The organism is Actinomadura sp. CNU-125 (genome assembly GCF_001942465.1).
GTDB lineage: Bacteria > Actinomycetota > Actinomycetes > Streptosporangiales > Streptosporangiaceae > Spirillospora.
Genome location: NZ_MKJY01000104.1, coordinates 1 through 16,155, shown reverse-complemented (window position 1 = coordinate 16,155; position 16,155 = coordinate 1). Strand labels below are relative to the sequence as shown.

General features: G+C 73.6%; 10 protein-coding genes and 5 pseudogenes. 7 read left to right on the top strand and 8 right to left on the bottom strand.

What is annotated here, in order from left to right:
- The 3 genes and pseudogenes from BJF79_RS13580 to BJF79_RS13565 all read left to right on the top strand — a co-directional run.
- Window positions 1-794: pseudogene (locus BJF79_RS13580) on the top strand (isochorismate synthase MenF); the annotation flags it as partial.
- A 226-nt stretch (window positions 795-1,020) separates the two neighbouring features.
- Complete coding sequence (locus tag BJF79_RS13570) at window positions 1,021-1,503, top strand: cation:proton antiporter regulatory subunit (RefSeq protein WP_083733401.1); 483 nt, start codon at window positions 1,021-1,023, stop codon at window positions 1,501-1,503.
- Window positions 1,504-1,507: 4 nt separating this feature from the next.
- A complete protein-coding gene (locus BJF79_RS13565) occupies window positions 1,508-2,848 on the top strand; it encodes a cation:proton antiporter (protein WP_083733400.1) in 1,341 nt (446 codons plus the stop codon).
- Between the two features lie 85 nt (window positions 2,849-2,933).
- Here BJF79_RS13565 and BJF79_RS13560 read toward each other — a convergent pair.
- The 3 genes and pseudogenes from BJF79_RS13560 to BJF79_RS65535 all read right to left on the bottom strand — a co-directional run bounded on the left by BJF79_RS13560 (window position 2,934) and on the right by BJF79_RS65535 (window position 4,742).
- A pseudogene (locus BJF79_RS13560) lies at window positions 2,934-3,751 on the bottom strand (Fpg/Nei family DNA glycosylase).
- Between the two features lie 86 nt (window positions 3,752-3,837).
- Window positions 3,838-4,386 (bottom strand): fatty acid desaturase family protein, encoded by a 549-nt coding sequence (locus tag BJF79_RS65540; RefSeq protein WP_316043342.1) that lies wholly within the window; start codon window positions 4,384-4,386, stop codon window positions 3,838-3,840.
- Window positions 4,368-4,742 carry a fatty acid desaturase gene (locus tag BJF79_RS65535; RefSeq protein ID WP_316043341.1) on the bottom strand — a complete coding sequence of 125 codons (375 nt, stop codon included), beginning with the start codon at window positions 4,740-4,742 and terminating at the stop codon, window positions 4,368-4,370. Before BJF79_RS65535 ends, BJF79_RS65540 begins: the two co-directional genes overlap by 19 nt.
- A gap of 409 nt (window positions 4,743-5,151) precedes the next feature.
- On the opposite strand from BJF79_RS65535, the gene BJF79_RS13550 reads away from it, so the two are divergent.
- Window positions 5,152-5,940, top strand: a complete 789-nt coding sequence (locus BJF79_RS13550; RefSeq protein ID WP_075897567.1) for a tyrosine-protein phosphatase — start codon at window positions 5,152-5,154, stop codon at window positions 5,938-5,940.
- Window positions 5,941-6,068: 128 nt separating this feature from the next.
- On the opposite strand, the gene BJF79_RS13545 is transcribed toward BJF79_RS13550, so the two are convergent.
- From BJF79_RS13545 to BJF79_RS13530, 4 genes and pseudogenes are all read right to left on the bottom strand, one after another.
- Window positions 6,069-7,352: a cryptochrome/photolyase family protein gene (locus tag BJF79_RS13545; protein WP_143219890.1), complete on the bottom strand. Its 1,284-nt coding sequence runs from the start codon at window positions 7,350-7,352 to the stop codon at window positions 6,069-6,071.
- Window positions 7,353-7,387: 35 nt separating this feature from the next.
- Window positions 7,388-9,056, bottom strand: a pseudogene (gene menD, locus BJF79_RS13540) (2-succinyl-5-enolpyruvyl-6-hydroxy-3-cyclohexene-1-carboxylic-acid synthase).
- Window positions 9,053-9,973 (bottom strand): annotated as a pseudogene (locus tag BJF79_RS13535) (o-succinylbenzoate synthase). Before BJF79_RS13535 ends, menD begins: the two co-directional pseudogenes overlap by 4 nt.
- Window positions 9,974-10,059: 86 nt before the next feature.
- Window positions 10,060-10,959 (bottom strand): 1,4-dihydroxy-2-naphthoyl-CoA synthase, encoded by a 900-nt coding sequence (locus tag BJF79_RS13530; RefSeq protein ID WP_075897565.1) that lies wholly within the window; start codon window positions 10,957-10,959, stop codon window positions 10,060-10,062.
- 83 nt (window positions 10,960-11,042) lie between these two features.
- Here BJF79_RS13530 and BJF79_RS13525 point away from each other — a divergent pair, with 83 nt between their 5' ends.
- From BJF79_RS13525 to BJF79_RS65530, 3 genes and pseudogenes are all read left to right on the top strand, one after another.
- Entirely contained in the window at window positions 11,043-12,245 is a 1,203-nt protein-coding gene (locus BJF79_RS13525; protein ID WP_262401965.1) for an AMP-binding enzyme, read from the top strand.
- Window positions 12,235-13,272 (top strand): cation diffusion facilitator family transporter, encoded by a 1,038-nt coding sequence (locus tag BJF79_RS13520; RefSeq protein WP_262401964.1) that lies wholly within the window; start codon window positions 12,235-12,237, stop codon window positions 13,270-13,272. The genes BJF79_RS13525 and BJF79_RS13520 overlap by 11 nt, the downstream gene beginning before the upstream one ends.
- Window positions 13,273-13,519: 247 nt before the next feature.
- Window positions 13,520-14,945, top strand: a pseudogene (locus tag BJF79_RS65530) (RNA polymerase sigma factor).
- A 124-nt stretch (window positions 14,946-15,069) separates the two neighbouring features.
- Here the strand turns inward: BJF79_RS65530 and BJF79_RS13510 are convergent.
- On the bottom strand, window positions 15,070-16,155 hold a 1,086-nt coding region (locus BJF79_RS13510; protein WP_143219889.1), incomplete at its 5' end, for an esterase-like activity of phytase family protein.

Below are 16,155 nucleotides of genomic sequence, written 5' to 3'. Positions count from 1 at the left end.
CGCACCCCCGACGACTGGAAACCACCGCCGTCGCCGCCGCCGTCACCCGCATCCGCCCAAGGCCGCCTCGGCAAAGTCGTCCTCGCCCGCGACCTGCACGCCCACGCCCGCGAACCCATCGACGCCCGCACCCTGCTGCGCCGCCTCGCCGACCGGTTCCCCGGCTGCTACACCTTCTCCTGCGACGGCATGGTCGGCGCCACCCCCGAACTCCTCATCCGCCGCGCCGGCGGCGACATCGAATCCCTCGTCCTGGCCGGCACCACCCCCCGCGCCGCAGACCCCGCCGAGAACGCCGCCCGCGCCGCCCGCCTCGCCGCCTCCCCCAAGGACCGCGAAGAGCACCGCTACGCCGCCGACATGGTCCGCGACGCCCTCGCCCCCCCTCTGCAGCACCTTCGACGTCCCCGCCGAACCCGAACTGCTGCACCTGCCCAACCTCCTGCACCTGGCCTCCCCCATCCGCGGCCGGCTCACCGGCGACCGCACCGTCCGCGACGTCGTCGCCGCCCTCCACCCCACCCCCCGCCGTCTGCGGCACCCCCACCGGCACCGCCATGAACCTCATCCGCGAACTCGAAGGCATGGACCGCGGCCGCTACGCCGGCCCCGTCGGCTGGGTCGACGCCCGCGGCGACGGCGAATGGGGCATCGCCCTGCGCTGCGCCCAGCTCGACGGCCCCCGCGCCCGCCTCTTCGCCGGCTGCGGCATCGTCGCCGACTCCGACCCCGCCGCCGAACTCGCCGAAGCCGGCCACAAATTCGGCGCCATGCGCCACGCCCTCCACGGCTGACCCGCTCCACCCGGGCACCGCACGCACGCCGCACGCACCCCGTACGGACGCCGCACTCGACCGCAGGTCAACCACCCCGCGTCCCGCGCCACCACGCCCGTCTGCGATCATTTCGGGCCGTACCCCTCCCCACCGGGTACCGTCGAACGGCACCGGCCGCACACCGGAGAACCGGCCCACCGCCGGGCACCACAACCCACCCACAGACCGGAAAGAACAGACCACCGTGGACCTCGAACGCACCAAACTCCCCGGCATCGGCCTCCAGCACGTCATGACCACCGCACGCGGCCGCCAGCTCGGCGTCATCTCCCACCGCACCGGACGCCGCGACCTCGTCATCTACGACAAAGAAGACCCCGACAGCTGCATCGCCACCGTCGCCCTCACCGTCGAGGAAGCCAACGCCATCGCCGAACTCCTCGGCACCGGACGCGTCCTGGAACACCTCGCCGAACTCCAACGCCAGGTCGGCGGCCTCAACACCGAACAACTCCCCATCACACCCGGCTCCCCCTACGACGGACGCACCCTCGGCGACACCCGCGCCCGCACCCGCACCAGCGCCTCCATCGTCGCCGTCGTCCGCGACAAACGCATCATCCCCAGCCCCACCCCCGACTTCACCTTCTCCGCAGGCGACTACGTCGTCGTCGTAGGCACCGCCGAAGGGACCACCGCCGTCGCCCGAATCCTCACCGACGGCTGACCATATGCACTCCACTCTCCAACTCATCGAAATCGGCGCCGTCATCCTCGCCCTCGGCCTCCTGGGCGCCGTCTCCAACCGCTTCTCCATCTCCCCCATCCCCCTCTACCTCATCGCCGGCCTCGCCTTCGGCACCGGCGGCATCTACCCCCTCACCACCAGCGAAGACTTCATCTCCATCGGCTCCGAAATCGGAGTCATCCTCCTGCTGTTCACCCTCGGCCTCGAATACACCGCCGACGAACTCGTCGGCACCCTGCGAACATCCGCGCCCGTCGGCCTCGCCGACCTCGTCCTCAACGCCGCCCCCGGCGTCATCGTCGCGCTCCTCCTCGGCTGGGGACCCGTCGCCGCCGTCGCCATGGGCGGCATCACCTACGTCACCTCCTCCGGCATCACCGCCAAAGTCATGGGCGACCTCGGCTGGCTCGGCAACCGCGAAACCCCCGCCGTCCTGTCCATCCTGGTCTTCGAAGACCTCGCGATGGCCGTCTACCTGCCGATCCTCACCGCCCTGCTCGCCGGCGCCGGACTCGTCAGCGGCTCCATCACCCTCGCCATCGCCGCCGGCACCATCACCGTCATCCTCATCATCGCCCTCCGCTTCGGATCACTGGTCGAACGCTTCGTCCACAGCCCCAACGAAGAAGTCCTGCTGCTGAAAGTCCTCGGCCTGACCATGCTGGTCGCCGGAATCGCCCAGCAACTCCAGGTCTCCGCCGCCGTCGGCGCCTTCCTCGTCGGCATCGCCCTGTCCGGCAGCCTCGCCCACACCGCCCAGAAACTCCTCGCCCCCCTGCGCGACCTGTTCGCCGCGGTGTTCTTCGTCTTCTTCGGCCTCCACACCGACCCCGGCGACCTCCCCCCGGTCCTGCTCATCGCCGCCCTCCTCGCCGTCGCCGGAATCGCCACCAAACTCGGCAGCGGATGGCTCGCCGCCCGCAACGCCGGCGTCACCGTCACCGGACGCCTGCGCGCCGGCGCCGCCCTCGTCCCCCGCGGCGAATTCAACATCGTCATCGCGGGCCTGGCCGTCAGCGCCGGAATCAACCCCGAACTCGGCCCGCTCGCCGCCGCCTACGTCCTGATCCTGGCCGTCGCCGGCCCGATCCTCGCGCGCGGCACCGAACCCTTCGCGGCCCGCCTCCGCCACAAACGCGACCGCCGCAAGGGCCGCACACCGCAGACCGACGACGACGTGCCCATCCCCGGCCCGAACGGCACCGTGCCCGCGACCGCCCACGACGACGCCACGGACGACGCCGACACCGACACCGACACCGACGCCGACGGCGCGTCCCCCGCAGGCACCTCCGCCGACGACGAGTCGCTCACCGGACGCTGAACCGCCACCAACCCCGCACCGCAACACCGCGATCCCCGGCGCGCCCACACGCGAGCACGCCGGGGACGCCCGCCTCACGAACCCCTCACACCCCCGACGACGGCTGACACCCCGGACACCAGAACAGATTCCGTCCCGCCAGCACCGCCGCCCGCACCTCCGCACCGCACACCAGACACGGCAGCCCCGCCCGCCGGTACACGTACACCTCACCACCGTGATCGTCCACCCGCGGCGCACGCCCCATCGCCTCCGGCGTATGCTCCGCCCGCACCGTGTCGATCCGCCCCGTCCGCACACCCTCCGCCATCAGAACCACCAGGTCGTCCCACAACGCCGACCACACCGCCCGGCCCACGCCACGCCCCGGCAGCATCGGATCCACACCCTGCCGGAACAGCACCTCCGCACGGTAAATGTTCCCCGGCCCCGCCACCACCGCCTGATCCATCAACAACGCCGCCACCGGCACCCGGCTCCGCGAGATCCGCCGCCACGCCTCGTCCGGATCCGCATCGCCCCGCAGCGGATCGGCCCCAGCCGATCCCGCAGCCGCTTCACCTCACCCGGCTCCAGCAGCTCGCACGCGTTCGGCCCCCGCAGATCCGCGTACCCGCCCCGCCCCGACAACCGCAACCGCACCGCACCCACCGGCGCGGGCGCCGGAACCGCACCGAACGCCAGCTTCCCGTAAATCCCCAGATGCACATGCAACGTCACGTCATCGTCGAACCGCACCAGCAGATGCTTGCCGTGCGCGTCCGCCTCCACCAGAACCCGCCCGTCCAGACGCGCCGCACCGGCGGCGAACCGCCCCTGCGGACTCTCGGCGGCAACGGGACGGCCGCCGAACATCCGCTGATGCTCGGCGGCCAGACGATGAACGGTGTGTCCTTCAGGCATGATCGGCAAGCATACGGCGCCCGCCCGCCCCACAACGCCCGAACACCGGCACCCGGGCCCCCGCCCCGGGCGCCGGTCCTCGGCGCTCAGCCCCGGCCGTCCTCCGCCCGCAGACCCGCGCCCACCTCACGCATATGCCCCAGCGCCTGCCGGTACGACTCCACCAGCCCCGTCTCCACGTACGGCAGCCCCACCCGCTCACAATGCTCCATCACCAGCGGACGCACCCGCCGCAGGCTGCACCGCGGAATCCCCGGGAACAGATGATGCTCGATCTGATAGTTCAGCCCGCCCATCATCCAGTCGACCACCACACCACCGCGCACGTTCCGCGACGTCAGCACCTGCCGCCGCAGATGCCCCCACCGCGCACCCGGCTCAGGCATCTCCATCCCCTTGTGGTTCGGCGCGAACACCGACCCGAGATGCACCCCGAACAGCGCCTGATGAATCAGGATCAGCACCACGGCCTTCCCCGGCGACAGCAACGCGAACGCCAGCCCCAGATACGCCACCGTGTGCGCCAGCAGCAGACCGCCCTCCAGCAGCCGCGCACCGCGCGGCCGCCCCCGCAGGAACAGCGCGCTGCCCACCTTCAGGTTGAACCCCTCCAGCGTCAGCAGCGGGAAGAACAACCACGCCTGATGCCGCGCCACCCACCGCAGCGGACCGCGCTGCGCGACGCCTGCTCCTCCGTCCACGCCAGCACCCCCTCCCCGACATCGGGGTCCTTCCCCACATGGTTCGGGTTCGCGTGATGCCGATTGTGCTTGTCGCTCCACCAGCCGTGCCCCATCCCCAGCAGCAGGTTCCCCAGCAGCAGCCCCAGCCACCGGTTCCCCTTCGCCGTCCGGGCGATCTGCCGATGCCCCGCGTCATGCCCCAGGAACGCCGTCCGCGCCGACAGCACCGCCAGCGGAACCGCCAGCAGCACCGACCACCACGACGCGCCCGTCCACGCGATCGCCGCCCACACCGCGGCCGTCGCCACCAGGTTCAGCGTGATCGTCCACGCGTAGTAGGCCGGGCGCCGGTCCAGCAGGCCGCTCTCCCGGACCTTCCGCGCGAGCGGCGCGAAGTCGCTGCCGCCCGCCCGGTCCGGTGGTGACGCGGGCGCGGACGTGCGCGGGGGGCGCGGCGACGGCGGGCGGGCTCGCGGGCATGGGCGCTCCTATCGGGAAGAGGACGGTCGCCGAACACGCTACGTAGCCGGGGGTCGGCGTCACTCCACGCTGCGGAGCCATCCCTCGTCTGGCTCCCAGGTCTCGGTCGCCGCCGCCGCAAGTCGTCCCTCCGGGCGATCCGCAACCCGCGGCGAGGTGCGAACAGCCCTACTTCGCGGTGCGAACCGCGACCCTGAACCGCACAACCGACAGACCGGCCATATAGGGTCACAATTCATGAGCGGTGACATTCGGTGGATCGAACTGGACGGCGCGGTCAACGCCCGGGACCTCGGCGGCCTCCCCACGGCCGACGGCCGCACCACCCGGTACGGGCGGGTCCTGCGCTCCGACAACCTGCAGGACCTCAGCGTCGCCGACGTCCGGCTCCTGTGCGACGACTACGAGCTCAAGAACATCGTCGACCTGCGCAGCTCCAACGAGATCCGACTGGAGGGCCCCGGCCCCCTCAACCGCGTCCCGTCCGTCACCGTCCACCAGCTCCCGCTCCTGCCCGAAGGCGGACACCGCACCGACGTCGCCGCCGACACCACGGCGAACACCGCCGCCGACACCGCCGCCCGCGCGCTGCCGGCCCAGGAACGCTCCATCGGCCACTACCTCGGCTACCTGCGCGACCGCGGCGACTCCGTCGTGGCCGCCCTGCGCGTCATGACCCGCACCGACGGCTCCACCCTCGTGCACTGCGCCGCCGGCAAGGACCGCACCGGCGTCGTCTGCGCCCTCGCCCTGGAGACCGCGGGCGTCACCCGCGAGGCGATCGTCGCCGACTACGCCCGGACGGCCGAACGGCTCGACGCCGTCCTGGCGCGCCTGCGCGGCACCAGCACCTATGCCAAGGACCTCGACGGGCTCCCCGCCGACGCCCACCGCCCCGACCCCACGATCATGGAGAAAGTCCTGACGCGCCTGGAGGAGGAATCCGGCGGCGCCGTCGGCTGGCTCACCACCCACGGCTGGACGGACGAGGACACCGAGGCCCTCCAGGACCGCCTCCTCATCTGAGATCCGCCCGGATCCGCCCCGACTCGGCTCGCTGAGCCGGTTGGTCTTGCTGGCGGGGTTGGTCGTTTGGAGGCTGGGGTTCTGCGACCCGCCCGGCGCCTTTACGTTGTAATTTTAGGGCTCAACATTCAGTCGAGGTCGATGATCGGCGGCGGGTAGTCCAAGGTCCGGCGGCGCTCCTCCGGCAGCCGCCAAGGGCGGTGGACGGCCCCGCCCCCGATCCCCGCCAGCTCCGGGACGTACGCGCGCACGTACTCCCCCGCCGGGTCGAAGCGGGACGCCTGCCGCAGCGGGCTCAGCGTCCGGTTCGGCCGCGTGTCGTTCCCCGTCCCGGCGACCCACTGCCAGTTCCCCGCGTCGTCGGCCACGTCCCCGTCCAGCAGCCACGCGTCGAAGTGCGCCAGCCCCTCCCGCCAGTCGATCCGCAGGTTCCTGGTCAGGAACGACGCGGTGATCATGCGGGCCCGGTTGTGCATGAACCCCTCGCGGCGCAGCTGCCGCATCCCCGCGTCGACGATCGGGACCCCCGTCGTCCCGTCCCGCCACGCCTCCAACGCGTCCCGGTCACGGTTCCAGCGGTGCCCGCGCGGACGGTAGTCGCGGCGGGGCAGCCCGGGGAACGCCGCGGCGACCTGATGGTGGAAATCCCGCCACGCGAGCTGCCGCCGGAACCCCTCCCCCGTCGCGTTCGCCAGCTCCAGCGGCGACACGCACCCGAACCGCAGGTACGGCCCCAGCCGGGACGTGCGGTCGGCCGCCAGGTCGTCGCGGACGTCGTCGTAGACGGCGGCGTCGCGGCGCAGCCACGCCGCCATCCGGCGGCGGCCCGCCCGCTCCCCGCCCTCGGGCAGTACCGGGGACGCCCCGCCGGTCAGGACCCGCGAGGGCGGCAGCGGCCCCGATCCGCACCGGACGGCAGCCGCACCGCCTCCGGGACCGCCTCGACCGGACGCCGCGGCGCCCCGCTCCCACACCCGCCAGTACGGCGTGAACACGCGATAGTGGTCGCCGCCCGCGGGCGTCAGCTCCCCCGGCGGCACCACGGTCACGCCCGGATGGACCGTCACCCGCAGGCCCAGGCCGCGCAACGACGCCAGCCGCCCGCCGCGCCGCCGACCGGTCGTCGGCGAGCGCCACCGCCCCCGCGCCCGTCCGCTCGGCGAGCCGCGCGACGTGCGCGCTGGGTCGCCGCGCCGCACCACCAGATCCCCGCCGGCGTCCCGCAGCGACCCGCGCAGGCACTCCAGGGCGTCCAGCAGGAACCGGACGCGGTTCGGTGCGGGACGCCGGCCCAGGATCGCGTCGTCCAGCACGAACAGCGGCACGACACGACCGGCGCGGCACGCCTGCGCGAGCGCCGGATTGTCACGGACCCGCAGGTCCCGCGTGAAAAGCACGATCGAGGTGTCCACCCCCGCATCCTGCCCGCCGGAACCCCCGCGAAAGGCTAAAGACCGAGCGCCTCGCCGACGGCCGTGTACGCCGCCTTGCGCATCTGCCCGTGCAGGACCGCGTTGGCGTCCCGGTCGGTGCGGGCCTCCACGATCCGCAGCCCGTCCCCCGTGATCGCCTTCGGCAGGTCCGCGGCCGCCTCCAGCCGCCGGTACGGGACGCCGTGCGCCGCGGCGATCGACTCCACATCGACCCGGTGCGGGGTCCCGAAGACCCGCTCGAACGGGTCGTGCAGCGCCGCCTGCGGCAGCAGCGAGAAGATCCCGCCGCCCTGGTTGTTCACCACCACGATCGCCATGTCCGGCAGCGGATCGTGCGGCCCCACCACCAGCCCGTTCTGGTCGTGCAGGAACGCCAGATCGCCCAGCAGCGCGTACGAGCGGCCGCTGTGCGCCAGCGCCGCCCCCATCGCCGTCGAGATCAGCCCGTCGATCCCCGACGCGCCCCGATCGCCATCACCCGGATGCCGCGCCGCGGCCGCATCACCTGGTCCAGATCCCGGATCGGCATGCTCGCCGCCGCGAACAGCAGCGACCCGCCCGGCAGCGCCGCCACCAGATCCCGCGCCAGCCGCGGCTCGCTCACCTCCGGGACGGCGTCCAGCACGGCGTCCACCGCCGCGGCCGCCGCCCGGTCGGCCGACCGCCACGACTTCAGCCACGCGTCGTCGCCCGACACCACCGGGATCTCCACCTCCGGCGCCACCTGCGTCGCCGACCGCACCGGATCGGCCCAGTTCGCCAGATCGGGCGCCAGCACGATGTGCTCCTCGGCCCGCCGCAGCAGCGACAGCAGCGGCCGCGACAGCCCCGGCTTGCCCAGCGTCACCACCACCTCCGGGCGGTGCGCCTCCACGAACTCCGGAATCCCCAGCAGGAAGTGGTACGACGTCAGCGCGTGATCGCCGTACCGGGCGTTGCCGTTCGGCTCCGACAGCACCGGCCAGCCCGCCATCGACGCCGCCGCCACGTACCGCTTGACGTTCACCGCGCCGTCCCCGACGACCAGCACCCCGCGCCGCGTCGGCGGCACGTGCAGCACCGAACCCGGCGTCGCCGCCCGCACCTTCGTCCACGCGCCCGACGCGTCGCCGTCCAGCGGCTCGCACCACGACTCGTCCCCGTCGGGGATCAGCGGCTCCCGGAACGACGCGTTCAGATGCACCGGGCCCCGCACCGCGCCTGCGCCAGCCCCCACGCCCGGCTCACCAGCGACCGCCAGTACGCCACCATCCCCGGACGGTTCTCCGGCGCACCGACCTCGGTGCTCCACCGCACCGCCGTCCCGTACAGCTTCACCTGGTCGATCGTCTGGTTCGCGCCGGTGTCGCGCAGCTCCGGCGGACGATCCGCGGTGATCACGACCAGCGGCACCCCCGACCGGTCCGCCTCGATCACCGCCGGATGGAAGTTCGCCGCCGCCGTCCCCGACGTGCACACCAGCGCCACCGGACGACCCGACCGCTTCGCCAGCCCCAGCCCCAGGAACGACGCCGACCGCTCGTCGATCCGCACGTGCAGCCGCAGCCGGCCCGCCTTCTCCGCCGCGTGCATCGCCAGCGCCAGCGGCGCCGACCGCGACCCCGGCGCCACCACCGCGTCGGTCATCCCGCAGCGCAGCAGCTCGTCCACCAGCACCGTCGCCAGCGCGGTCGCCGGATTCACGCGCCACCCCCCAGATGGGCCCGCGCCTCCTCGGCGCGCCGCCGCCACCCGTCCGCGGGCGCCTCGAACCGCGCCAGCGCCGCCTCGTCCACCACCGGGCGCCGCACCGCGATCGCCCCGCCGGACGGGCGCAGCGGATCGTCCACCACGTCCCCCTCCAGCAGCGACAGCGTGCCCAGCCCGCACGCGTACGGCAGCTCCGGCAGCGCCGCCGCGAGCGCCACGCCCGCCGCCAGCCCCACCGACGTCTCCACCGCGCTCGACACCACCACCGGCAGCCCGCACGCCTCCGCCACCCGCAGCGCCGCCCGGACCCCGCCCAGCGGCTGCACCTTCAGCACCGCGACGTCCGCCGCGCCCGCCGCCCGCACCTTCAGCGGGTCCTCGGCGCGGCGGATCGACTCGTCCGCGGCGATCGGCACGTCCACCCGCCGCCGCACCGCCGCCAGATCCTCCAGCGTCGGGCACGGCTGCTCGGCGTACTCCAGCTCCCACCGGTCCAGCGACCGGATCATCCGCGCCGCGCGGTCGACGTCCCAGCCGCCGTTGGCGTCCACCCGGATCCGCCCGTCCGGCCCCAGCGCCGACCGGACGGCCTCGACCCGTTCGAGATCGTCGGCGTCGTCCTGCCCGCGCTCGGCCACCTTCACCTTCGCGGTGCGGCACCCGGCCTCGGCCGCGGCGGACGCCATCGCGTGCGCCCGTCCGGGATCGACCGCCGGGATCGTCGCGTTCACCGGCACCCGGTCACGGACCGCGCCGGCCACCCCTCGTCGGCGGCCTCCCGGGCGGCGGCCAGCCAGCGGGCGCACTCGGCCGGGCCGTACTCGGCGAACGGCGAGAACTCCCCCCAGCCGGCCGGCCCCTGGATCAGGGCGCCCTCCCCGGCGCGTGATCCCGCGGAACCGCGCCCGCATCGGGATGGAGTAGACCCGCACCCGCCGAACCCCCAGACTGTCCACCGAAATCACGCTATTGCAGACCACGCCGTCCGTACGACCGTTTAGTAGTACCACGGGAAGCGCGACCAGTCGGGATCGCGCTTCTCCAGGAACGAGTCCCGTCCCTCGGCGGCCTCATCGGTCCCGTACGCCAGCCGCGTCGCCTCCCCGGCGAACACCTGCTGCCCCACCAGACCGTCGTCGATCAGGTTGAACGCGAACTTCAGCATCCGCTGCGCCGTCGGGCTCTTGCCGTTGACCTTGCGGCCCCACTCCAGCGCCGTCGCCTCCAGCTCGGCGTGCGGGACGACCGCGTTCACCATCCCCATCCGGTGCGCCGCCTCCGCGTCGTAGGCGTCGCCGAGGAAGAAGATCTCCCGCGCGAACTTCTGCCCCACCTGCCGCGCCAGGTACGCCGAACCGAACCCGCCGTCGAAGCTGGCGACGTCGGCGTCGGTCTGCTTGAACCGCGCGTGCTCCCGGCTCGCCAGGGTCAGGTCGCACACCACGTGCAGGCTGTGCCCGCCGCCCGCCGCCCAGCCCGGCACCACGCAGATCACGACCTTGCCCATCGTGCGGATCAGCCGCTGCACCTCCAGGATGTGCAGCCGCCCCGCCCGCGCCGGGTCGATCGTGTCCGAGGTCTCCCCCTCGGCGTACTTGTAGCCGTCCTTCCCGCGGATCCGCTGGTCCCCGCCCGAGCAGAACGCCCACCCGCCGTCCCGCGGCGACGGCCCGTTCCCCGTCAGCAGCACGCACCCCACGTCGCTCGACATCCGCGCGTGGTCCAGCGCCCGGTACAGCTCGTCCACCGTGTGCGGACGGAACGCGTTGCGCACCTCCGGACGATCGAACGCGATCCGCACCGTCCCGTGCTCCACCGCACGGTGGTAGGTGATGTCGGTGAAGCCGAACCCCTCGACCTCGCGCCAGGCGTCCGCGTCGAACAACTCCGAGACCATGTGTCCTCTGTCTCCCTCTCCGTCGGGCGCACCCATTCAACCCGCCGCCGATTCGAACGCGTTCAGCGGGGTCGTCTACGCTGATGAGATCATGGATCGCCGCCTGCACGCCGTCGTTCTCCCGCCCGGCCCCCGCCTGTTCGCCGCGCTCACCGCCGCCCTCGACGGCACCGGCCCCGCGATCTGCCCCCTCTCCCCCGACCTGCCCGCCCCCGCGCTCGCCGCCCTGCTGGACGCCCTCGCCCCGGACGCCGTCGAGACCGCCCGCGGGGCGTCGCGCCCCACGCCGGGACGGGCGAGCCCGTCGCCGACGGCACCGCCGTCCTCATCGCCACCTCCGGCTCCACCGCGCCCCCAAGTTCACCGAGCTGCCCGCCGCCGCCCTGCGCGCCTCGGCCGCCGCCACCCTCGCCCGCATCGGCGCGGCGCCCGGCGACCGCTGGCTGTGCTGCCTGCCCACCAGCCACATCGCCGGGATCCAGGTCCTCGTCCGCTCCCTCGTCGCCGGCACCGAACCGGTCATCATGCCGAAACCGGACGCCGCCGACCTCGCCGCGGCCGCACCGCCCGGCGCGCACGTCGCGCTCGTCCCCACCCTGCTGCGCCGCCTCGTCGACGCCGGCACCGACCTGTCCAAGCTCGGCGCCATCGTCCTCGGCGGCGCCGCCGCGCCCCCCGCCCTGCTCGCCGGGGCCCGCGACCGCGGCGCCCGCGTCTTCACCACCTACGGGATGAGCGAGACGTGCGGCGGCTGCGTCTACGACGGCGTCCCGCTGGACGGCGTCCGCGCGAGCCTCGCCGCCGACGGCCGGATCCGCATCGCCGGGCCGTCGCTGTTCACCGGCTACCGGCTGCGCCCCGACCTCACCGCGACGGCCCGCGACGGCGAGTGGTTCGTCACCGGCGACCTCGGCGCCTTCGAGGACGACGGGCGGCTGCGCGTCCGCGGCCGCGTCGACGACGTGATCAACACCGGCGGCGAGAAGGTCGTCGCGGGCGAGATCGCCGCCGCGCTCGCCCGCCACCCGAAGGTCCGCGACGTCGTGGTCGTCGGACGGCCCGACCCCGAATGGGGCGAGCGCGTCACCGCCGTCGTCGTCCCGTCCGGCGGGGCCGCCGGGACGGCCGGGGCGCCCGCGCTGGCCGAGCTGCGCGCGTTCGTCCGGGAGACGATGCCCGCCCACGCGGCGCCCCGCGAGCTGGAGCTGGTCGAGCGTATCCCGCTGCTGCCGTCCGGCAAGCCCGACCGCGTCCGGCTGCGCGGCCCCGGAGGGCATGGCCGCTGACGCCCGGGGCAAGACGATCGGCATGGCCGATCAACGGGACCGCGGCAAGGCCGGGGAGAGCGGGCTGACCGTCGCGCTGGCGTTCCTGGCCAACCTCGGCATCGCGATCGCCAAGATCGTCGCGGCGCTGATCACCGGGTCGGCGTCGCTGGCCGCCGAGGCCGCGCACTCGGTCGCCGACACCTTCAACGAGGTCCTGCTGATGGTGGGACTGCGCCGCAGCGGCCGTCCCGCCGACCGCAGCCACCCCCTCGGCTACGGCAAGGAACGCTACATCTGGACGCTGCTCGTCGCCGTGGCGATCTTCGGGATGGGCGCGCTGTTCGCGCTCTACCAGGGTGTGCAGACGCTCACCGGGCACACCGGCGAGGAGGCCGACCCGCTCGTCGGGTACGCGGTGCTCGGCGTGTCCTTCGTGCTGGAGGCGATTTCCTGGCAGCAGGCCGTCCGGCAGGTCCGCGACGCCGCCCGCGACGAGGCGCTGCCGTTCACCGCCTACATCCGCCGCACCGACGAGCCGACCGCGATCAGTGTCCTGCTGGAGGACTCGGCCGCCCTCATCGGCCTGCTGCTGGCGTTCGGCGGCCTCGGCCTGCACCACCTCACCGGCTCGGCGATCTGGGACGGCGTCGGCTCGATCCTGATCGGCGTGCTGCTGACCGCCGTGGCGCTCGTCCTCGGCCGGATCAACCTGAACCTGCTGATCGGCCCCCAGGCCGATCCGCGGCTGGTCGCCGACGTCCGCGCCCGGCTCACCGCCGCGCCCGAGGTCGAATGGCTCGTCGACATCGTCACGATGACGGTCGGCGCCGACCGGGTGCTGGTGTGCGCGCGGCTGGACTTCCGCGACGCGATCACCTCGGCCGATCTCGAGCGAGCCTGTGTACGGATGGCGCACGAGCTGCGGGACGCGCACGACGAGATCGACGAGGTGTTCCTCGAACCGGTCCCCCGGGACGATCCTGAACTGCGCGAACGCGTCATCGCGCGCTATGGTCGGACATTGCGGCCGAAACGTCCGGAGTGAAATGCGGGCGGTGTCCCCGCCCGGCGCCTTTACGTAGTAAGGTTCTGTTGGACGGGCCGACGGTGTGAGACGGTCCGTGCCGGGCACGAAGCTCTGTCCGGGGCACCCTCCCGCTCCGCGGCGAGGGCGCCGATCCGGGGCGCCGGGAACAACGACCCGGCCTCGCGACGTTCCGATAGATGCGTGCGCCACCAGCGAACGACAATCCGCGCCGCATTCACACCACCGAAGGGAGGGGGGCGTCCCCATGCCGCGAACCGCCGCAGAGACCCCGCTCACAGGGGCGACGAGCCCGGCACTCGACGACCTCCTGAAGCGTGGCCGCGCCCAAGGGCGCCTCTCGCTCGACGAGGTCCGGGGGGCCTTCGAATCGGCCGGTATCAGCCCGGCCCAGGGCCGTTCGATCCTGCGTGAGCTGTCCGAGGCGGGCATCAGCCTCGCGGGCGAATCCGACGCCGCCCGCAAGTCCGCCGCGAACGGCGCCGTGAACGCCGCCGCGGCCGTCCCGGCGGCGCCCGCACCGAGCATCCCGCCGACCACCCCGCCGGCGCGGACGTCCCCTCCCCCGGCCGCAAGCGGCCCGCGAAGAAGACCACCGCCGCGAAGGCGGCCCCCAAGACCGGTGCCAAGACGGGCGCCGGACGGGGCGGCGGCGCGGGCAAGACGCCCGCGACGGCGGCGCGGCCGGCGCGGTCGCCGACGAGGCGTTCGATGTCACCGAGGTCGAGGCCGCCGACAAGCCGGCCGACCTGGACGACCAGTCGACCACCATGGGCGACTCGGTCCACACCTACCTGAAGGCGATCGGGCGCCGCCAGCTGCTGACCGCCGAGCAGGAGGTCGACCTCGCCAAGCGGATCGAGGCGGGCCTGTACGCCGAGCACAAGCTCGAGACCGAGCAGCTCAGCCCGGCGATGCGCATCGATCTGGAGTGGGTCGCCGCAGACGGCCGCCGCGCCAAGGCCCACATGCTGGAGGCCAACCTCCGGCTCGTGGTGTCGGTCGCCAAGAAGTACTCCGACCGCGGCCTGTCGCTGCTGGACGTCGTCCAGGAGGGCAACCTCGGCCTGATCCGCGCCGTGGAGAAGTTCGACTACTCCAAGGGCTACAAGTTCTCGACCTACGCCATGTGGTGGATCCGCCAGGCCATCCAGCGCGGCTTCGCCGACTCGGCCCGCACGATCCGGCTGCCCGTGCACGTGCTGGAGATGCTCAGCAAGCTGAGCCGCATCGAGCGCGACATGCACCAGCGGCTGGGCCGCGAGCCCACCCCGGAGGAGCTGGCCGTCGAGCTCGACAAGAGCCCCGAGCAGGTCCGCGAGCTGCTGCGCACCAGCCGCCAGCCGATCAGCCTCGACTCCACCATCGGCGAGGACGGCGAGACCCGCATCGGCGACCTGATCGAGGACACCGACAGCCCCGAGGCGTCCGAGCTGGTCGACCGCCAGCTCATGGCCGACCAGCTGCGCCGCACCCTCGACATCCTGTCCCCGCGCGAGGCCAAGATCATGGCGATGCGGTTCGGGCTGTACGACGGGACGCCGCGGACCCTCGACGAGATCGGCCGCGCCCTCGGCCTGACCCGGGAGCGGATCCGGCAGCTGGAGAAGGAGTCGCTGTCCAAGCTGCGGCACCCCAGCAACGCCCGCCCGCTGCTGGACTTCGCCGTCTGACCGTCTGACCGTCCGCTTCAGGACGGACGAAGGGCCCGCCGGACCACGATGTCCGGCGGGCCCTCCGCGTTCACGGCCCCGTCGCGCGGGTGCCCGTCATTCGGTGCCCCGCGCGACGGGCGGGTCAGGTCGTCCGCACGGCGAACGCGAGGAACTGGGTGACCTCGCGCCCGTCGAAGTTGTCGTCGGAGCCGATCAGCAGCGTCCGCTCCCCCGTCCGCAGGCGCGGCCCCCACGCCATCGCCTCGAAGTTCTGCAGCGGGTCGGTGTAGCGGCCGAGGTCGGCGACCAGCCGCTTGGTCACCGGACGGTACGGGCCGTCGTCCACGCGGTCGCGCCGCAGCACGTCGGTGGCGCCCCGGGTGTCGAACGCGTACAACCGCACCCGGTACCCGACGCCTTCCAACCAGGAGCGCTCGAGCGCGAGGTAGCGGTGGTCGTCGATCGCGAGGATCTCCGACACGCCGCTGTCGGCGATCCCGTCCGCGGGCACCGGCGCCGCCGGGAGCGGCTCCACCCGGTACACGTACTGGGTGCGCAGGTCTCCGGCCCGGTTCCACAGCGTCAGCCGGACGGGCGCGCCCCGTTCGGCCGTGGGCGGCGCGCCGTCCTCGTACCGCGGGCCCTCCGCCATCGCCGCGATCCGGTGCGGGGCGATCGCGACGGCCTCGAAGCCGGCGTTGCGGCGCGGCCCCCGGTGCTCGGTGGTCTGCTCCAGGTTCGCCGGGAGCGGGAGCGCGCCGAGGTGCTCGCCGTCCCGGCCGGCCCACTGGACGGTCAGCGGCGACAGCGCGATGTCCGGGTGGGTCTCGTCGGGGCGGTCGCCCTCGTTGCCCCACAGCAGCCGGTTCCCGCGCGGGTCGAAGCGGATGGCCTCCGGGTCGGCCGACCCGGGCTCGCCGTACCCCGGGTAGGGGCCGCCGTCCGGCCGCTTCAGCGTGTGGACGCCGCTGATCCGCACGCCCGAGAACGCGCCGGTCTCGGGGTCGATGTCCACGCGCCCGCTGTAGAAGCGGGCCGGGTCGTAGCGCCACCGGTCGTCGGAGATGAAGTACCAGGTGCCCGTGCGCGGGTCGCGGTCCATGCCCGACAGCCCGCCGACGGTCGTCCCCTGGAAGTCCATCATGTGCGGCAGCCGCCGTTCCCCGAGGAACCGCGAGATCCGCACGCTCCGCGCGCCGCCGCGCGCCCGCCGCGCGAGCAGCCCGAG